Annotated in this window: 13 protein-coding genes; 4 read left to right on the top strand and 9 right to left on the bottom strand. The window is 31.9% G+C overall.

Going from position 1 to position 15,941, the window contains the following annotated elements; genetic code table 11:
- Positions 1 to 47: 47 nt before the first annotated feature.
- Positions 48 to 1,379 carry an ABC transporter substrate-binding protein gene (locus tag ACTTA8_RS01065; protein ID WP_440653869.1) on the bottom strand — a complete coding sequence of 444 codons (1,332 nt, stop codon included), beginning with the start codon at positions 1,377 to 1,379 and terminating at the stop codon, positions 48 to 50.
- Between the two features lie 114 nt (positions 1,380 to 1,493).
- On the bottom strand, positions 1,494 to 2,570 hold the full coding sequence (locus ACTTA8_RS01060) for an ABC transporter ATP-binding protein (RefSeq protein WP_440614099.1): 1,077 nt from the start codon (positions 2,568 to 2,570) through the stop codon (positions 1,494 to 1,496).
- Between the two features lie 81 nt (positions 2,571 to 2,651).
- Here ACTTA8_RS01060 and ACTTA8_RS01055 point away from each other — a divergent pair, with 81 nt between their 5' ends.
- Positions 2,652 to 3,983: an NAD(P)-binding domain-containing protein gene (locus ACTTA8_RS01055; RefSeq protein ID WP_440614098.1), complete on the top strand. Its 1,332-nt coding sequence runs from the start codon at positions 2,652 to 2,654 to the stop codon at positions 3,981 to 3,983.
- Here ACTTA8_RS01055 and ACTTA8_RS01050 read toward each other — a convergent pair whose 3' ends face one another.
- From ACTTA8_RS01050 to ACTTA8_RS01020, 7 genes are all read right to left on the bottom strand, one after another.
- Positions 3,984 to 4,946, bottom strand: coding sequence for a 2-dehydropantoate 2-reductase N-terminal domain-containing protein (locus ACTTA8_RS01050; protein WP_440653868.1), 963 nt, complete (start codon positions 4,944 to 4,946; stop codon positions 3,984 to 3,986).
- Between the two features lie 8 nt (positions 4,947 to 4,954).
- Positions 4,955 to 6,433, bottom strand: a complete 1,479-nt coding sequence (glpK, locus tag ACTTA8_RS01045) for a glycerol kinase GlpK (protein ID WP_440614096.1) — start codon at positions 6,431 to 6,433, stop codon at positions 4,955 to 4,957.
- Between the two features lie 4 nt (positions 6,434 to 6,437).
- Entirely contained in the window at positions 6,438 to 8,591 is a 2,154-nt protein-coding gene (locus ACTTA8_RS01040) for an ABC transporter permease (protein ID WP_440652235.1), read from the bottom strand.
- Positions 8,592 to 8,594: 3 nt separating this feature from the next.
- Positions 8,595 to 9,626 (bottom strand): quaternary amine ABC transporter ATP-binding protein, encoded by a 1,032-nt coding sequence (locus tag ACTTA8_RS01035; protein ID WP_440614094.1) that lies wholly within the window; start codon positions 9,624 to 9,626, stop codon positions 8,595 to 8,597.
- 65 nt (positions 9,627 to 9,691) lie between these two features.
- A complete protein-coding gene (locus tag ACTTA8_RS01030) occupies positions 9,692 to 10,243 on the bottom strand; it encodes a hypothetical protein (RefSeq protein WP_440614093.1) in 552 nt (183 codons plus the stop codon).
- Positions 10,243 to 10,620, bottom strand: a complete 378-nt coding sequence (locus ACTTA8_RS01025; protein WP_440614092.1) for an MORN repeat-containing protein — start codon at positions 10,618 to 10,620, stop codon at positions 10,243 to 10,245. Before ACTTA8_RS01025 ends, ACTTA8_RS01030 begins: the two co-directional genes overlap by 1 nt.
- Before the next feature lie 83 nt (positions 10,621 to 10,703).
- Positions 10,704 to 11,648: an ABC transporter substrate-binding protein gene (locus ACTTA8_RS01020; RefSeq protein ID WP_262590397.1), complete on the bottom strand. Its 945-nt coding sequence runs from the start codon at positions 11,646 to 11,648 to the stop codon at positions 10,704 to 10,706.
- A 145-nt stretch (positions 11,649 to 11,793) separates the two neighbouring features.
- Here ACTTA8_RS01020 and gcvT point away from each other — a divergent pair, with 145 nt between their 5' ends.
- The 3 genes from gcvT to ACTTA8_RS01005 all read left to right on the top strand — a co-directional run bounded on the left by gcvT (position 11,794) and on the right by ACTTA8_RS01005 (position 15,919).
- Positions 11,794 to 14,133, top strand: coding sequence for a glycine cleavage system aminomethyltransferase GcvT (gene gcvT, locus ACTTA8_RS01015; RefSeq protein WP_440653867.1), 2,340 nt, complete (start codon positions 11,794 to 11,796; stop codon positions 14,131 to 14,133).
- Positions 14,134 to 14,137: 4 nt separating this feature from the next.
- Positions 14,138 to 14,488 (top strand): hypothetical protein, encoded by a 351-nt coding sequence (locus tag ACTTA8_RS01010; protein WP_440652230.1) that lies wholly within the window; start codon positions 14,138 to 14,140, stop codon positions 14,486 to 14,488.
- Positions 14,489 to 14,590: 102 nt separating this feature from the next.
- The gene (locus tag ACTTA8_RS01005) at positions 14,591 to 15,919 is read left to right on the top strand and encodes an NAD(P)/FAD-dependent oxidoreductase (protein ID WP_440614090.1); all 1,329 of its coding nucleotides are present in this window, start codon (positions 14,591 to 14,593) and stop codon (positions 15,917 to 15,919) included.
- Positions 15,920 to 15,941 lie beyond the last annotated feature (22 nt).

The following is a 15,941-nucleotide window of genomic DNA, read 5'->3' as shown; positions in this document are numbered from 1 at the left end:
AAAAAAAGCGGATAATTAATATTATCCGCTTTTTTAAAAAATTAAAATTAATTGAACTGTGCTAATGCAGTATTGATCATATCAACTGCTTCATCAACATCAATTTGATCATCAATATATAATCTTGTTATTCTATTAATGAATTGAGAATTGATAACTTTAGAAGCTCTAGAAAGTTCACCTTCTTTAACTCCCCATCTATTAGCAGTATCTAAACCAGCTACAATGTTATCGATAACATCTGCTGAATAAAGATCAGTTAATGGAGCTTTTCTATCTACTCCAACTGGAAGTTTTGACCAAGCTTTAGTATACGCAGCTGGATCACTTGCATTACCTCTTCTTACAGGAAATTTTCCTTCAGGAGCAATTGCTAAAGTTGAAGTATATCCTTCATCCATAGAATAAAGAATAAACTGTTTAGCTTCATCCGTATCTGCATCAGCTGTTATACCAAAGTATCTTACATCTGCCCAAGCAGCACCTTTTTTATTGTTCGGTCCACTAAAGTTTGTAATGAAACCAGTTTTTGATGCTAACTCACTTGAAGTTGGATCGTCATTTATTGTTGGAGGAGCAGAATCTCTTAACCCTGCTAACTCATCCATAATAAATGGAGACCAGATAATCATTGGAGTTTTACCTGCAAAATAAAGTTCTCTAGATTGCTTCCAGTATAATTCACCTTCTGGACTAGCTTTTGAAATTGTTTTATAAAACTCTAAAGCTTTTTTAAGTTTGTTTCCTTGTTTTTTAATACCACCTTTTTTAACTACGTTAACTCCATTAGCCAATAATACATGTTCTAAAACCTGACTCATGAAGTTTTCGTCTGTTTTTGTAGCAGCAACAAATCCAAACATATCACTTGAAGATAAAACCTCTATTGCTTTGGTGATATTTGCATAACTAGTTGGTGGCTCTAAACCCGCTTTCTCAAAAAGATCTTTTCTATAAACGATCATTTGAGTCCAACCATCAACTGGAACAGCAGCAATTTTTGATCCTTGCTTAGCCATTTTTAATGCTCCAGGTGCAAAAGTTTTCTTACCTAATTCTTTAACTACATCATTGTTAGCATCAACATCTAAAATTCCTGCTTCAGCCCATGGCAATACATATTGAAGTGTATGATAAATTACATCAGGTAAATCACCTGCTGCAGCTGCAGCTGTTGCTCTTTTACCTAATTCTTTCTCATCGATTGGAATAACTTCAACTGCAATACCAGTTTTTGCTTCGAAAGCTTTAGCCATATCTTCTTGCTTAGCCATTCTTGCTGGTTGAGTTTCAGTTGTCCAAAACTTGATATCTGCAAAAGCAACATTATTAATAAAAAATGCTAAAGCAGATAATACTATTAATGTTTTTTTAAACATTGTTATCTCCTTATTATTATTTTAATTAAACCTTATTATTTTTAAAAAGAAATTTCTTATGCAATAGTGTCATATCTCGTTTGAGTAAGTTTCAACAAGAAATGAAAAAAACCTTTATTTAAAGGCTAAATTATTGCTATCAAATAAATGACATTTGTTTAGATCGAAACTTAAGCTAAGATTGTCGCCTACGTTAACTTTGCTGGCTCCATCAGTTTGAACTACTAGAGGTTCTCCCTCTTTTTCAAGATACAAAAAAGTAGATGAACCTAATTTTTCAATTACGAATACTTTGCTTTCCCAGCAATTTTCGCCTCCATTGATTAAGATATGCTCAGGTCTGATACCAATTTTAACACTATCACCAGGTGAAACTTTATCTGAAATTTTTGGAACAATAATTTTCCCTTGTCCTGAAATTTCAACTTCTGTTCCAGAATTATTAGAACTTAGAACTTTAGAATTAATAAAGTTCATCTTTGGTGAACCAATAAATCCACCTACAAATAAATTTTCTGGCTCATTATATAATTTTAAAGGTGATCCTTTTTGAGAAACAATACCCTGGTCCAATACAACTATATCATCTGCAAGTGTCATTGCTTCTGTTTGATCGTGTGTAACATAAATCATTGTTGCATTTAATTGATCATGCAATTTAGCTAATTCTACTCTCATCTGAACTCTTAAAGCTGCATCTAAATTGGACAAAGGTTCGTCAAACAAAAATACTTTTGGTTTTCTTGTAATAGCTCTACCAATTGCAACTCTTTGTCTTTGTCCCCCTGATAATTGTTTTGGTTTTCTCTCTAAGTATTCTTCAATTTGAAGAATTTTAGCAGCTTCCATAACTCTTTCTGTAATTTCTTCTTTAGATTTTTTTTCAATCTTTAATCCAAAAGCCATATTATCAAACACTGTCATGTGTGGATACAAAGCATATGATTGAAAAACCATTGCGATATTTCTTTCTTTAGGAGGAAGGTCATTTACAACTTGTCCATCTATTGAAATTGTTCCTGAGTTGATCTCCTCTAAGCCAGCAATCATTCTTAACATTGTTGATTTTCCACATCCGCTTGGTCCAACCAATACAGTGAAAGATTCACTTTTTATATCCAAAGACACATCTTTGATCACATGCGTAGATCCAAAAGATTTATTTATATTAGAAATATTTATCTCAGCCATCTTGAGTTAATAATTATATTGTAATTTTATTTTTAATTTGTTTATATTTGGTAAGCATATTTATAAACTGGAGAAAACACAATGAGTAAAATTGCAATTATTGGAGCAGGACCTTGCGGTCTATCAATGTTAAGAGCATTCGAACACTTAGAAAATAAAGGTGAAAAAATTCCTGAAATAGTTTGTTTTGAAAAACAAGAAGATTGGGGAGGTTTGTGGAACTATAATTGGAGAACAGGTAGTGACCAATACGGAGACCCAATTCATAATAGTATGTATAGATATTTATGGTCAAATGGTCCTAAAGAATGTTTAGAGTTTGCAGATTATTCTTTTGATGAACATTTTGGACAGCCAATTCCTTCTTTTCCGCCAAGAGAAGTTTTGCAAGATTATATACTTGGAAGAGTAAGCAAAGGTAAAATTAAAAATAAAATAAAACTAAACACAAGAGTTACAAATGTAACTTTCAGCAATGAAAAATTTGAAATTACTTATCAAGACAAAGCTAAAGACGAAATTTTAAAAGATACATTTGATTATTTGGTTGTATCTACTGGTCATTTCTCTGTTCCATTTATTCCTGAATACAAGGGAATGAATTCTTTTCCAGGAAGAATAATGCATTCACATGATTTTAGAGATGCAGAGGAGTTTAGAGGAAAAGATGTGATTGTTTTAGGAAGCAGTTATTCAGCTGAGGATGTTGCTCTACAGTGTAATAAATATGGGGCCAAAAGTGTAACTATTGGATATCGAAATGTACCTATGGGATTTAAGTGGCCTAAAGGTATGAAAGAAGTTCATTATCTAGATAGATTGGAAGGAAAAAAAGCAATTTTTAAAGATGGTACAGAACAAGATGCAGATGCAATAATCTTGTGCACTGGTTACCTGCATCATTTTCCATTTTTAGATGAAAGCATAAAGTTAAAAACACATAACAGATTGTATCCACCGAAATTATATAAAGGAGTTGTTTGGCAAGATAATCACAAACTTTTATATCTTGGTATGCAAGACCAATTCCATACTTTTAATATGTTTGATTGCCAAGCTTGGTTTGCAAGAGATGTGATCATGGGGAAAATTAAAATGCCAAGTGCTGATGATATCAATAAAGATATCAATAAATGGGTTGCTATGGAGGAAAAATTAGAAAACCCAGATCAAATGATTGATTTTCAAACTGAGTACACGAAAGAACTTCATGATATGTCTGATTATCCAAAAATAGATTTTGAATTAATTAGAAAACATTTCAAAGAATGGGAACATCATAAAGTAGAAGACATCTTAACTTACAGAAACAAATCGTTTTCATCACCTGTTACAGGTTCTGTTGCACCTATACACCATACTCCATGGGAAACTGCAATGGACGACTCGATGAAGACTTTTTTAAATAAATAATTAATAGTTAACTTTTAATTTTTTATTTTTTGTGATTGCACTTAATAGTGCATGCATAAGTGGTATTTTATTTTTATTCATTTTTTTCAATATATAGGGTGCAATCTCTCTAGCCAGATCTGCGCCCTCAACTGTATCATTTTTCATAAATTTATTTTTTGCAACTTTAAAAGTAAAACCTTTTCCTAAATATTCACCCATTTTACTGTTTCTTCCTCCAACTGCACTAACATATAAGTCGCCCACTCCAGCCAACCCATGAACTGTTTCTTTTTTACCTCTAAAATATTTTATTAAATATTCCATTTCATCTAATGATTTTCTAAATAAAGCTGAAGCAGTATTTTCACCTTCACCCGATCCAATGATCATTGAATATATATTTTTAATTGCAGATGAAAATTCAACACCTTTTACATCAGTTGAATATTCTGTTTTGTAATATTTAGTTGAGATTAATTTTCCTATATATTTTGCAATATTAATATTCTTGTTAGCTATCACGGTGTAACTTTTGATTTTTTTTGCCAACTCTTTTGCCAAACAAGGTCCTTTTAAAACTGAAATATTTAAATTTTGATTTCCTTTGTTTAGTTGCTCAGACATAGTAATAATTTTTTTATTATTTCGATCATATTTAAGACCTTTGGTCAAAACGAGAATAGAAACTTTTCTTTTTATATTTTTTAAATGCTGTCTAACCATTTCAATTCCAATAGAACTTACTGCAACAACAACTAATTCCCATTTTTCATTAAGTAAGTCTGATGAAAATTTTTTGATTGAAACTTTTTTTGACAATTTAAGTTTTAATGCTGGATGAAATTTGTTTTTGGTTATTAATTTATTTAATAGATTTTTACTGTAAGGCTCGGTTAAAGTTACTCTATGATTATTGTCAGCAAGGGGAAAAGTAAATGCAGCACCCATTGCGCCCGCTCCTATTATTAAAACTTTTTTCATAAGACTAGTTACGCTAAAGTTTTTTTAATTGCTAGTTTCCACCCCGCTAAAAGTTCGTTTCTTAATGTTTTTTTAATATTTGGAGAGAAAACACGATCTTTTTTCCACATATTTTTGATTTGATTTAAAGATTTATATTCTCCTATTTGAAGTCCAGCTAATAAAGCTACACCCAAAGCAGTTGTCTCTAATATTTTTGGTCTAACTACTTTTAAATTAATAATGTCAGCTAAAAATTGTGTGAACCAATTATTTGCAACCATTCCACCATCTACCTTAACTATTCTTGGTTTCAAACCATCCTTGTTCATTGAATCAAACAAATCAAAACTTTGATAACCAACAGATTCTACGGTTGCTCTTACTATACTTTTCCAATCACTGTCTCTTGTTAGTCCTGTGATTACTCCTCTTGCATCTGGTCTCCAATAAGGTGCTCCCATTCCGCTAAAAGCTGGTACAACAAAAACACCGTCATTAATTTTAGATGATTTTGAAATTTTTTCAGTTTCAGGTGCTTTTTTGATCAATTTTACTTTATCTCTTAACCATTGTACTCCTGCGCCAGCTATAAAAATTGAACCTTCTAAGGCGTAAGTATTTTTATTATTTAATCGATAGCAAATAGTAGTCAGTAATTTGTTTTTCGAATTAATTTTTTTTGGACCAGTATTCATAATAACAAATGCACCAGTACCATATGTACTTTTTATAGATCCTTTTTCAAAACAAGTTTGTCCAAATGCTGCAGCCTGCTGATCACCAAGAACTGCAGAAATTGAAATTTCGACCCCTGTAATTTTTTTATCTGTTTTTCCAAAATTATCTGCTGAGTTTTTGACTTCTGGTAAAATCTTAAGTGGAATATTTAGTTTTTTTAAAATTTCTTTGTCCCATTTATTGTTATTAATATTATACAGCATTGTTCGGCTTGCATTAGATGCTTCAGTTAAATGCTGCTTACCTTTTGTTAATTTCCAAATTAAAAATGTATCTACAGTCCCAAACAATAAATCATTTGAACTAAGAAGTTTTTTGGAAATTTTAACATTGTCTAAAATCCATTTAATTTTTGTTGCTGAAAAATATGGATCTATAAATAATCCAGTTTTATTTCTAAATAGATTTTCATAATTTTTTTTCTTAAGCAATTTACAGTAATCTTGGGTTCTTCTATCTTGCCATACAATTGCATTATAAATTGGCTTTCCTGTTTTTTTATTCCATAGAATTGTTGTTTCCCTTTGATTTGTAATTCCAATTGTAAGTATGTGACCTTTTAATTTTTTGGCTTTATTTATTACTTGTTTTAAAGCTTTAAGTGTTGTGGACCAGATCTCATTTGGATTATGTTCTACCCAACCATTTTTTGGAAAATATTGTTTAAATTCAAATTGTGAAACAAAAACAATATTACCTTTTATGTCAAATAAAATTACTCTTGAAGATGTTGTTCCTTGATCAATAGAAATAATAAATTTTTTCAATGGACTAAGCTATGCCTAAGTGTTTTTTTCTTTTCTCAACCCAAGTTCTGATTAAATTATCAAAAATCAATCCTATGAAAGCAACACAGATACCTAGAGTTAATCCTATTCCAGCTCCATTTTTATCTGACAATGCCTTTAAAATGTACTGGCCTAGATCTTCTGTTCCAATAAAGGCTCCAATAATGACCATAAATAAAGCAAATACGATTGTTTGATTTATTCCAAGCATCATATGTGGGAAAGCTAATGGAAATTCAATCTTAGTTAATCTTTGAAATTTATTAACACCAGACATCGTTGCTGCTTCATGCAAACCAGCAGGTACACTTCTTAACCCTTCAATAGTATATCTGGTTGCTGGAATTGTAGCGTAAACAATTACAGCAATTAATACTGAAGTATCTGTAATTCCAAACAGCATCATTACAGGAATTAGGTATACAAATGATGGGAAAGTTTGAAAAATATCACAAACCCCTAACATAAATGCTGCAGACTTTTTGTTTTGAAAACATAAAGTTCCAACTGTGAAGCCTATTAAACAAGAAACAACTACTCCAAAAGTTGCCATGTACAATGTAACCAATGCTCTATCCCACCAAGGACTTAATGCTATAAATAAAGTTAAAGCAGCAACAACTAATGCTGATCTAATTCCTCCAATTAAATAACCAGCACCTACAGCTAACACTAAAGTAGCAACAGCTGGCATTCTTAGATACAGAGCTCTCATTGGTTGAAGCACTTCTGTAATTAACCATGTATTAAATGCTTTTATATAAACAAAAAATGTATCAAAAATCCAATCTACACCTTTGTTCCAAAAATCAGCTGTTGAAAATCCTTTGTTATGTGGAACTTCAAATAAATAATTAAATGTATCTTTAAAAATAAATGTTCCGATATAAGCAAGAATAGCTCCAACAACTACTGATCCACCAAAAAATATAATATTTTTATTTCTTTGGAAGAAAGTAAGATTACCGAAATAATCTTGTTGTTGATTTGCCCACGCTAATGACATTTTATCTAATAGAATTGCAATCAAACTAATACATAAACCTGCTTCAAGAGCTAACCCGATGTTAAGTTGGTTTAAAGCAAGCAATAGATTAAATCCTAATCCTTTAGCACCAATAAACGCAGAGATCACTGCCATAGAAAAACAAACCATAATTACTTGGTTAACTCCTATTAAGATATCTCTTCTTGCGGTTGGAATAAGTACTTTAGTCATTAACTGCCAATTTGTGCAACCACTCATTCTTCCTGCTTCTATGACTTCTGGAGGAACTGCTCGTAGTCCAAGAATGGTTAATAAAATCATTGGAGGAACTGCTACTACCATTGTGATTATTACAGCTGCATGATCACCAACACCAAATAAAACAAGCGCAGGAACTAATACTGCATATTGAGGCATGGTTTGCATCACTAAAAGAATTGGATACAAAGCATTTTCTACTCTTTTGCTTTTGTAAGCAGCAATACCTAAACTGATACCGAATGCAAATGACAAAGGAACAGCCACTAATATAAAAGAAAGTGTTTGCATTGATGGTTTCCACTGACCAAAGATTGAAATATAGACCATTGTTAACCCTGCAAATAAAGCAAGTCCTATACCACTCAGTTTATATGCAAGTATTGTTGCTCCGGCTGCAACGATAGTCCAAGGTAAACCTGGTAATTCTAACCAAGGATAAGCATCAATAAAATCCCAGCTCGTGAATGCAACTATAGTTTCTAAACCTCCAAGCAAAATTTCTCTAATCAACTCAATCAAAAACGTCATAAAAGACGTCAAATTTCTACTAATCTCTAATAACAGTGGTCTTGTTTTGAACTCTTGAGTATCTTCATTCCAAAACTCCATTGGCATCCACTCGTTCATCAAGAAAAATAAAGTGTCGTTTATCCAAATAGGTAGCCACCCAAGTAAAGGTGGTAATCTCCAAAATACATCGAAAGCATAATATCGGACTTCTTTACCTAGAAAAAAATAAACACTTTGGTTAGGATCTTTTACAAATTCTGCTTGGCCTCTTATGAATTTATAAGTTTCAGGAACTTCAATTGCAAAACATAGAGCAAAAAATACAACCAACAAAAATATCCATTGAAACAACTTTGGGTATTTTTTTAAATATTCCATGGTCTAGCTACTATTTTTTCTTCCTCCAAAAACTGTATCAATAATTGTTGAAGGTTTTATTGAACCAATAATATTGTTATTAGAGTCAACCACTCCTACAATTTTTTCTTGAGTAAGAATTTTTTCTGCAACATTTTCGATAATGTCGTCTTTTGAAACTTTTATATCTCCTAAATTATCTTTATTTGAACTATCCATTACATCTTCAATGACTAAAACTTTTTCTCTTGGAACTTCTTCGGTAAATTTTCTTACATATTCTGTAGCTGGATTTAAAACAATGTTGGCAGGTGTATCTAACTGTTCTATAATGCCATCTTTCATGATCGCAATTCGATCAGCTAATTTTAAAGCCTCGTCAAAATCATGAGTAATAAACATAATTGTTTTTTGTAATTTTTCTTGCAATCTTAAAAACTCGTCTTGCATTTCTTTTCTTATTAGTGGGTCTAATGCTGAAAACGGTTCATCTAAAAACCAAATATCAGGTTCTACTGCTAAAGACCGAGCGATCCCGACTCTTTGTTGTTGACCTCCTGAAAGCTCTCTTGGAAAATAATTTTCTCTTCCATCAAGTCCAACTAGTTTAACCATTTCCATTGCTCTACTAATACTATCTTCAGTCTTAATACCCTTTATCTGAAGTGGGAAAGCAATATTTTCTACAACTGTTTTATGAGGCAACAAGGCAAAACTTTGGAAAACCATTCCCATTTTATTTCTTCTAAGCTCAATTAATTCTTTATTGTTTAATTGAAGTAGATCTTGACCTTCTATGAAAATTTTTCCTCCAGTTGCATCTGTTAATCTTGAAATACATCTTAGTAATGTTGATTTACCTGACCCAGATAAACCCATTACTACTAGCATTTCTCCTTTTGAAACTTCAAACGAAGCGTTGTTAACTCCAACTATGCAACCGTTTTCTTGAAATGTCTTTGCATCTACATTGCCGTTGGACTCTTCAAGCATTTTTTTGGCATTCTCACCAAAAATTTTATAAACTGACTCACACTTAATAACGGTCTCAGACATAAATCTTTTCAAAGTTATATGAAATTCAATAAAATTTAAATGTTAATTATTGTAACCTTTCATCATTAAAAATTCTTAATATAGTAAACTCTAGTATCAATACCTGTACTTAAAAAACTCAAAGCTTCTCCACTAACAGTAATGGTTTCATCTACCCCAACATTGTTTCCACTTACTGTAAAACCTGCATAACACTTACCTTTTTCTTGATCCCATTTAACAAAAGTTTCATCAATTTTATTTCCGTTGATTGTGTAAATCTCGTGTGCTCTAAAATTTAAAAAATTAGCACCCATAATTGCTCGTTGTGGAATTAATTTCGTAGCTTTACATACTTGCTCATATACCTCATCAGTTAATCTATAGTGGTCAGTTCCATCGAAGGATACTAATATTCCTGAAGGTAATTTAGATATTAATTCACTTAGTTTTCTTTCTTCAGCAATTCTTTGTTCTTCCAATTTCATTTTTTCTACAAGCTCTTCTCCCCCTCCAAATATTCCATTTAAAACAGCAAAAAAAGCTATCACTATTGCTGTAACAATAACTAAACCAATAAATTGCTTTGTTGAGTTTGAATTGTCTTCAGTTTTATTTAAACTATTTTCTTTTGACATTACTCTTTTAACTTTCCGTTTACCCAAGTGCCTGATTTTTGTTTTCCATCTGCCCAAGTAAATGTTCCTTGTCCATTCATAAAACCTTTGGACCATTCACCGTCATAAGTAGATCCATCTGGAAAAGTTAAAACTCCTTTTCCGCTCCATTGACTGTTTTTAAATTCACCTTTGTAAATATATCCGTTTGGCCATGTCTCAACTCCTTGACCTTCTTTTTTTGTTGCAACCCACTCACCTTCATAAGTTGTCTTATCGGTATAAATCCATTTGCCAAAACCATTTTCACAGTTTCCTTCTTTACATCCTGTACTTCGAGCAAATGCAGTTGAGTTAATTAAAGAAATTAAAAATATGAAAATTAGAAATTTTTTCATTTTGTCACTTTACACAAATTAGAATAAAAAAAAATCCCCCCCAAACAAGTTGGGGGAGATTTTAATTTTTTTAACTTTTACCCTTATTTAGTAAAAGGTTTCCAAACTGACTCGTTGTCAGCTAACCATTTTTTAGCTGCATCTTCGTGAGTCATTTTATCAACATCAACTAAAGCTGCCATCGCACCAATGTGACTTGTTGAGAATGACATCTTTTTAAATGCTGCTGCTGCGTCTGGGTGAGTTTTTGGGAAATCCTCATGAACTGCTTTTTTCAAGTATCCATCAGGAGAACCACATTTACCATCACCACCATCTTCTGGTCTGCAACCTGCTGTGTATGGAGGGAAGTCAATAAATGTAAAACCAGCACCATCTGTAAAGTTTGGTGTCCAGTTAAAGATTATAGTTCCTCTTCCTTCTTTTTCAGCCGCTGCTAATTCAGCCCAAAGTGCATCTGCACCTCCAGCAAATTTAACCCACCAAAGATCACCTAAACCTAAAGCTTCAACTCTTTGCGGAATTAAATCACCATGCCAACTTTGAGGTCCTTCCAACATTCTTCCTTTTCCATCTGGAGAGTCAGGTGTTGTAAAGTTTTTAGCACAGTCTGGATTTTTTAAAGCTGTCCAATCTGGTAGACCTGGGCATAAACCTTTTTCAACAACCCAGTTTGGGTAACCCATATCTTCAAGAGTTCTTGCCTCATGATCACCCCAGTCAAGTAAACCACCTTTGTCTAAGGCAGTAGTAAATGACTTACCGAATGCAGACTCCCATACTTCGTGAGAAATAGTTACGTCTCCAATTCTGATTGATTCATAAACCGCTTGTGAGTCAGCGTTTACATATTTTACGTTGTTACCCATGCTTTCAAAAATTCCACCAATAACGTAAGCCATTACAATTTGAGATGACCAGTTATGAGTTGGGATTACGATGGGCTTTTTGCTATCAGCGTTAGAAATTCCTGAGAAACTTACTACAGAAATAACTAGAGCAGATAATAATGACATTATTTTTTTCATTTTTTTCCCCTCTATTAATATTAATATTAACACTCTATGTTAAAACGAATAGCTAGGTAAAGAATTATTAGTTCTAAAAAATATATATATATTTAATCAATAAAAATGGTGATAAAAAATATATCAATATTAAAAAATTTTAAAAATGTTTGGAACAAGTAAAGACATTAAAAATCCTGGACTAAATATTTTACCACCTGGAGTTGAACGACATATTGTAAATGGTGGCGCTCTTACTGCTTTTCAAATTTTTCCAGATGATGAAATAGAAATAATCAACGATGAAGGAAATCAAATTTGTGAAATAATTTGTTTTAATAAAGATGGAAAGTCAGAATTAGGAATTTTAAATTTAAGAGAAAACAGTCAAAAAAATTTCATAAGAGACATTTTAAATGGAAAAGATGAAACAATCTTAGCAACAAATTATCAATTAAAAAAAAGAAACTTAAATATAAAAGAGTCTAAATCATCAATAGTTTTTGATCTTGATACAAAAGCTGATGAAAAGATTAAACTTAAGTCAAAAGATAAATGTTATGCAATCTTTGCTGCACCAGGTGAAGATATGGACGTTACCAAACAAAATCCACCAACAGATTTAACTATTTTTATTAAAAGAGCGAAAGTTATAAATGATAAAGAGTTGAGTGTTATACCTGATCCAGTTTTTGAACCACTTTATGAAGAAAACATAGATAAAGAAACTTCAACATCTTACCAAGTTAAAGAAGGAGATTACATTCAAGTTATAAGTCCTACTGGAAGACAATGTTCAGATTTTGTAGCATTTGATACAAAAAAATTAGAAAAAGGAATAGAAAAAGGATTAGATTGGCAAACAACTAGAACTTTTATGGGAAATACTTTTCCTGGTCCTGGATTACATTCAAAATTTTATGATACTGATCATGAACCCTTAGTAGAGGTAATAAGAGATACAGTTGGTAAACATGATACTTTTAATCTTGCATGTACTTCAAAATATTATGAAGATGCTGGTTACTTTGGTCATCCTAACTGCTCAGATAATTTAACTGAGAGTATGTCTAAATATGGAGTTCAAAAACAAAAAGGATGGCATGCAATTAATTTATTTTTTAATACATCGGCTGCTGGATTAAATTCAGTAATATCTGACGAATCTTATTCTAGACCAGGTGATTATGTAATGTTTAGAGCGTTAAAAGATTTAACAATTGGTACCACAGCTTGTCCTAGTGATATTGATGCTTGTAATTCATGGAATCCTACTGAAATTTTTGTTAGAACTTATGACAAAAATAAAGAATTTAGAAAGTCATTTGCTTTTCGAATGAAAACAGATTCAGAAAAAAAATTAACAAGAAATTCAGGTTTCCACGAACGTACATCTCAACTTACTAGAAATTTTGTTGATGCAAGAGGTTTTTGGCTTCCAAATGATTATACGAAACACGGAATAGTAAACGAATATAATGCCTGTAGAAACGATGCGGTATTAATTGATTTATCTTCACTTAGAAAATTTGAAATAATAGGTCCAGATGCTGAGGAATTATTAAACTACACACTTACAAGAAACATCAAAAAATTATCAGTTGGCCAAGTTGTATATTCTGCAATGTGTTATGAAAATGGAATGATGTTTGATGATGGAACATTATTAAGATTAAGCGAAACAGGATTTAGATGGATATGTGGTGATGAGTATGCTGGAGAATGGTTAAAAGAAATAGCGAAGAAAAAAAATTTTAATGCAAATGTTAAAAATTCAACAGACCAAATCAGTAATGTTTCTATACAAGGTCCAAAAAGTAGAGAAATTTTAAAAAAGATAATTTTTACACCACCTACCCAACCATCTATTGGTGAGCTAGGTTGGTTTAGATTTACAATTTGTAGAATAGAAGAATTACAAGGTATTCCACTAGTTGTTTCTAGAACTGGTTATACAGGTGAGCTTGGTTATGAAGTATGGTGTCATCCAAACCATGCCCCTGAAGTTTGGGATAAATTAATGGAAGCAGGAAAAGATGATGGTTTAATTCCTGCTGGTTTTGCTGCTCTTGATAAACTTAGAATAGAAGCTGGATTAATTTTATTTGGAAATGAATTTGATGGTCAACAAGACCCCTTTGAAGCAGGGATAGGTTTTGCGGTTCCTTTGAAAACTAAAGAAGAAGACTTCATTGGTAAAGAAGAATTAATTAAAAGAAAAAACAATCCTCAAAAAAAATTAGTTGGCTTAGAATTGATTGGAAAAGAAATTGCAGGTCATGGTGATTGTGTTCATATTGGTAGAGCTCAAGTGGGTATTGTTACAAGTGGATGTCTATCATCAACTCTAAATAAAAATGTAGCTCTTTGCAGAATAGATGCTCAATATTCAGAAATTGGAACTGAAGTTGAAGTTGGAAAAATTGATGGTCACCAAAAAAGAATTAGTGCAAAAGTTGTTGGCTTCCCATTCTACGATCCAACTAAGTCTAGAGTAAGATCTTAAAAAAATGCCGAAAGAAAAAAAAACCCTATTAGATTTTTGGGAAGAACAAATGAAACAATCTCATACTTCTAGTAATTATTTTTTCAGAAAGTCACCTTCTCACTATCACATGATGTTATTAGTTATGTCAGCTTTTAAAGAAGGAACAAAAATATCTGTTGAAGAATTAAAAACAAAATTATTTAAAACATCTAGGCCAAAATCAGCTTTAATAATTACAGAGGCTTGTGAAAAAGGATTCTTTAAACTTGAAAAAACTTCAACTGACCAGCGAATTAAAAATATAGTCCCAAGTGAGTCATTTATTAAAGAATTTAATAACTACTTAGAAACGCTAAAAAACATCAGTTATTAATTAATTTTTTGACTGATATAAAAAGTATCTAATTTTTATATATAATTTTTACTTCTATAAATAATTATATTAATTAACATTATCAAAAAATAATGTTTTGATATGACGACATTACCTTCAAAAGCAAAAGTAGTGATAATCGGTGGTGGTATACACGGTTTAAGTACTGCATGGAAACTTTCAGAAACTTACAAAAATCCTGGTGACATAGTTGTATTAGAAAAAAAAGATACAGCTGCTGGTGCAAGTGGAATTGCATGTGGAGTTGTAAGAAATAATTATTTTCAGCCAGCAATGAGAGAATTAATGGCTCATTCAGTTTCAGTTTGGGAAAGTGATCCTAAAGCATTTAAATATAATCCAGTTGGATACTTACAAATATCTCCAGAAGTAATGCATGAAGATGTTGCAAGTATATATGAACAACAAAAAGCAATTGGATATGAATCAGTTTTTATTGAAGGTGAAAAAGATTGCACAAATTACATGAAGGGAATTTTTGATGATTGGCAAGCTCAAGGCATCACTTCTGTACTTCATGAGAAAAAAGGTGGATACGCATTTAATAAAGATTCAATTAAAGCTTTAGAGAGTAAATCTACATCTAATGGTGTTCAAGTTATGAAAGGTGTAAGAGTAACTGGTTTTAAAAAAGGAAGTAACAGTCAAGCAGTAACTGGTGTTGAAACCGACAAAGGAACTATTGAGTGCGAACAAGTAGTTGTTGGTGCAGGACCATGGGCAAGAGATTTTTGGAATATGTTAGAGTTACCAAAGACAGCTCACATAAAAGGTAAAGATGGTAAGATGCATGAAACTGATATGTGGACTTACTGGATGCTTCAAGAAGGAGTTATCGGTGTTGAGCCAGATTTCTTAAAAACAAATGATGGTAAACAACCACCTGTAGTTCACGTTGATTCGACAGCACCTTTATACTCTGACAAAACAAAAAAATTGTTAACAGATAAAATTTGGGGAATTTATTATAAACCTGATATTGAAGGCTTAGGTGTTCAAGGTGGAACTTCTCCTTACATAGTTAAAAAACATTTTGATCAAGTAAATGTTGATCCTTATGGAATTGAATCTCCAGAATATCAAACAACAGACGCTTTTAGTGAAATGTGGTGTTCAGCACTTGCGCATTGCCAAAAAAGATTTGAAGGAAAATCAGATTTATACAGAAAAGGACCATCAGGTGGTTTAGGATGTATGACACCTGACTCTTTTCCTATCTTCGATAGATTTTTTGAAAACGTTTACATGATTGCTGATGCTAATCACGGATATAAAATGATTGGTGTTGGTGAACTTGTTGCAAAAGAAATTCTTGGTACTGAAAGTGATTTATTGAAGCCGTTTAGATTCAACCGTTACGAGAAGGGTGAACTTCATCCGACTTCTAACAGTCCGTTCCCTTGGAGTTAAACTCTAAGCCTAGACACGAATA

Origin of the sequence: Candidatus Pelagibacter sp. HIMB1506 (assembly GCF_052047935.1) — a bacterium.
GTDB lineage: Bacteria > Pseudomonadota > Alphaproteobacteria > Pelagibacterales > Pelagibacteraceae > Pelagibacter.
The sequence above is the reverse complement of the archived record's forward strand: the minus strand, read 5'-3'. Positions and strand labels throughout refer to the sequence as shown.

Coding starts and splice junctions, on each gene's coding strand:
- ACTTA8_RS01065 (WP_440653869.1), bottom strand. CDS start 1,379: ATGTTTAAAAAAACATTAATAGTATTATCTGCTTTAGCATTTTTTATT.
- ACTTA8_RS01060 (WP_440614099.1), bottom strand. CDS start 2,570: ATGGCTGAGATAAATATTTCTAATATAAATAAATCTTTTGGATCTACG.
- ACTTA8_RS01055 (WP_440614098.1), top strand. CDS start 2,652: ATGAGTAAAATTGCAATTATTGGAGCAGGACCTTGCGGTCTATCAATG.
- ACTTA8_RS01050 (WP_440653868.1), bottom strand. CDS start 4,946: ATGAAAAAAGTTTTAATAATAGGAGCGGGCGCAATGGGTGCTGCATTT.
- ACTTA8_RS01040 (WP_440652235.1), bottom strand. CDS start 8,591: ATGGAATATTTAAAAAAATACCCAAAGTTGTTTCAATGGATATTTTTG.
- ACTTA8_RS01035 (WP_440614094.1), bottom strand. CDS start 9,626: ATGTCTGAGACCGTTATTAAGTGTGAGTCAGTTTATAAAATTTTTGGT.
- ACTTA8_RS01030 (WP_440614093.1), bottom strand. CDS start 10,243: ATGTCAAAAGAAAATAGTTTAAATAAAACTGAAGACAATTCAAACTCA.
- ACTTA8_RS01025 (WP_440614092.1), bottom strand. CDS start 10,620: ATGAAAAAATTTCTAATTTTCATATTTTTAATTTCTTTAATTAACTCA.
- ACTTA8_RS01020 (WP_262590397.1), bottom strand. CDS start 11,648: ATGAAAAAAATAATGTCATTATTATCTGCTCTAGTTATTTCTGTAGTA.
- gcvT (WP_440653867.1), top strand. CDS start 11,794: ATGTTTGGAACAAGTAAAGACATTAAAAATCCTGGACTAAATATTTTA.
- ACTTA8_RS01010 (WP_440652230.1), top strand. CDS start 14,138: ATGCCGAAAGAAAAAAAAACCCTATTAGATTTTTGGGAAGAACAAATG.
- ACTTA8_RS01005 (WP_440614090.1), top strand. CDS start 14,591: ATGACGACATTACCTTCAAAAGCAAAAGTAGTGATAATCGGTGGTGGT.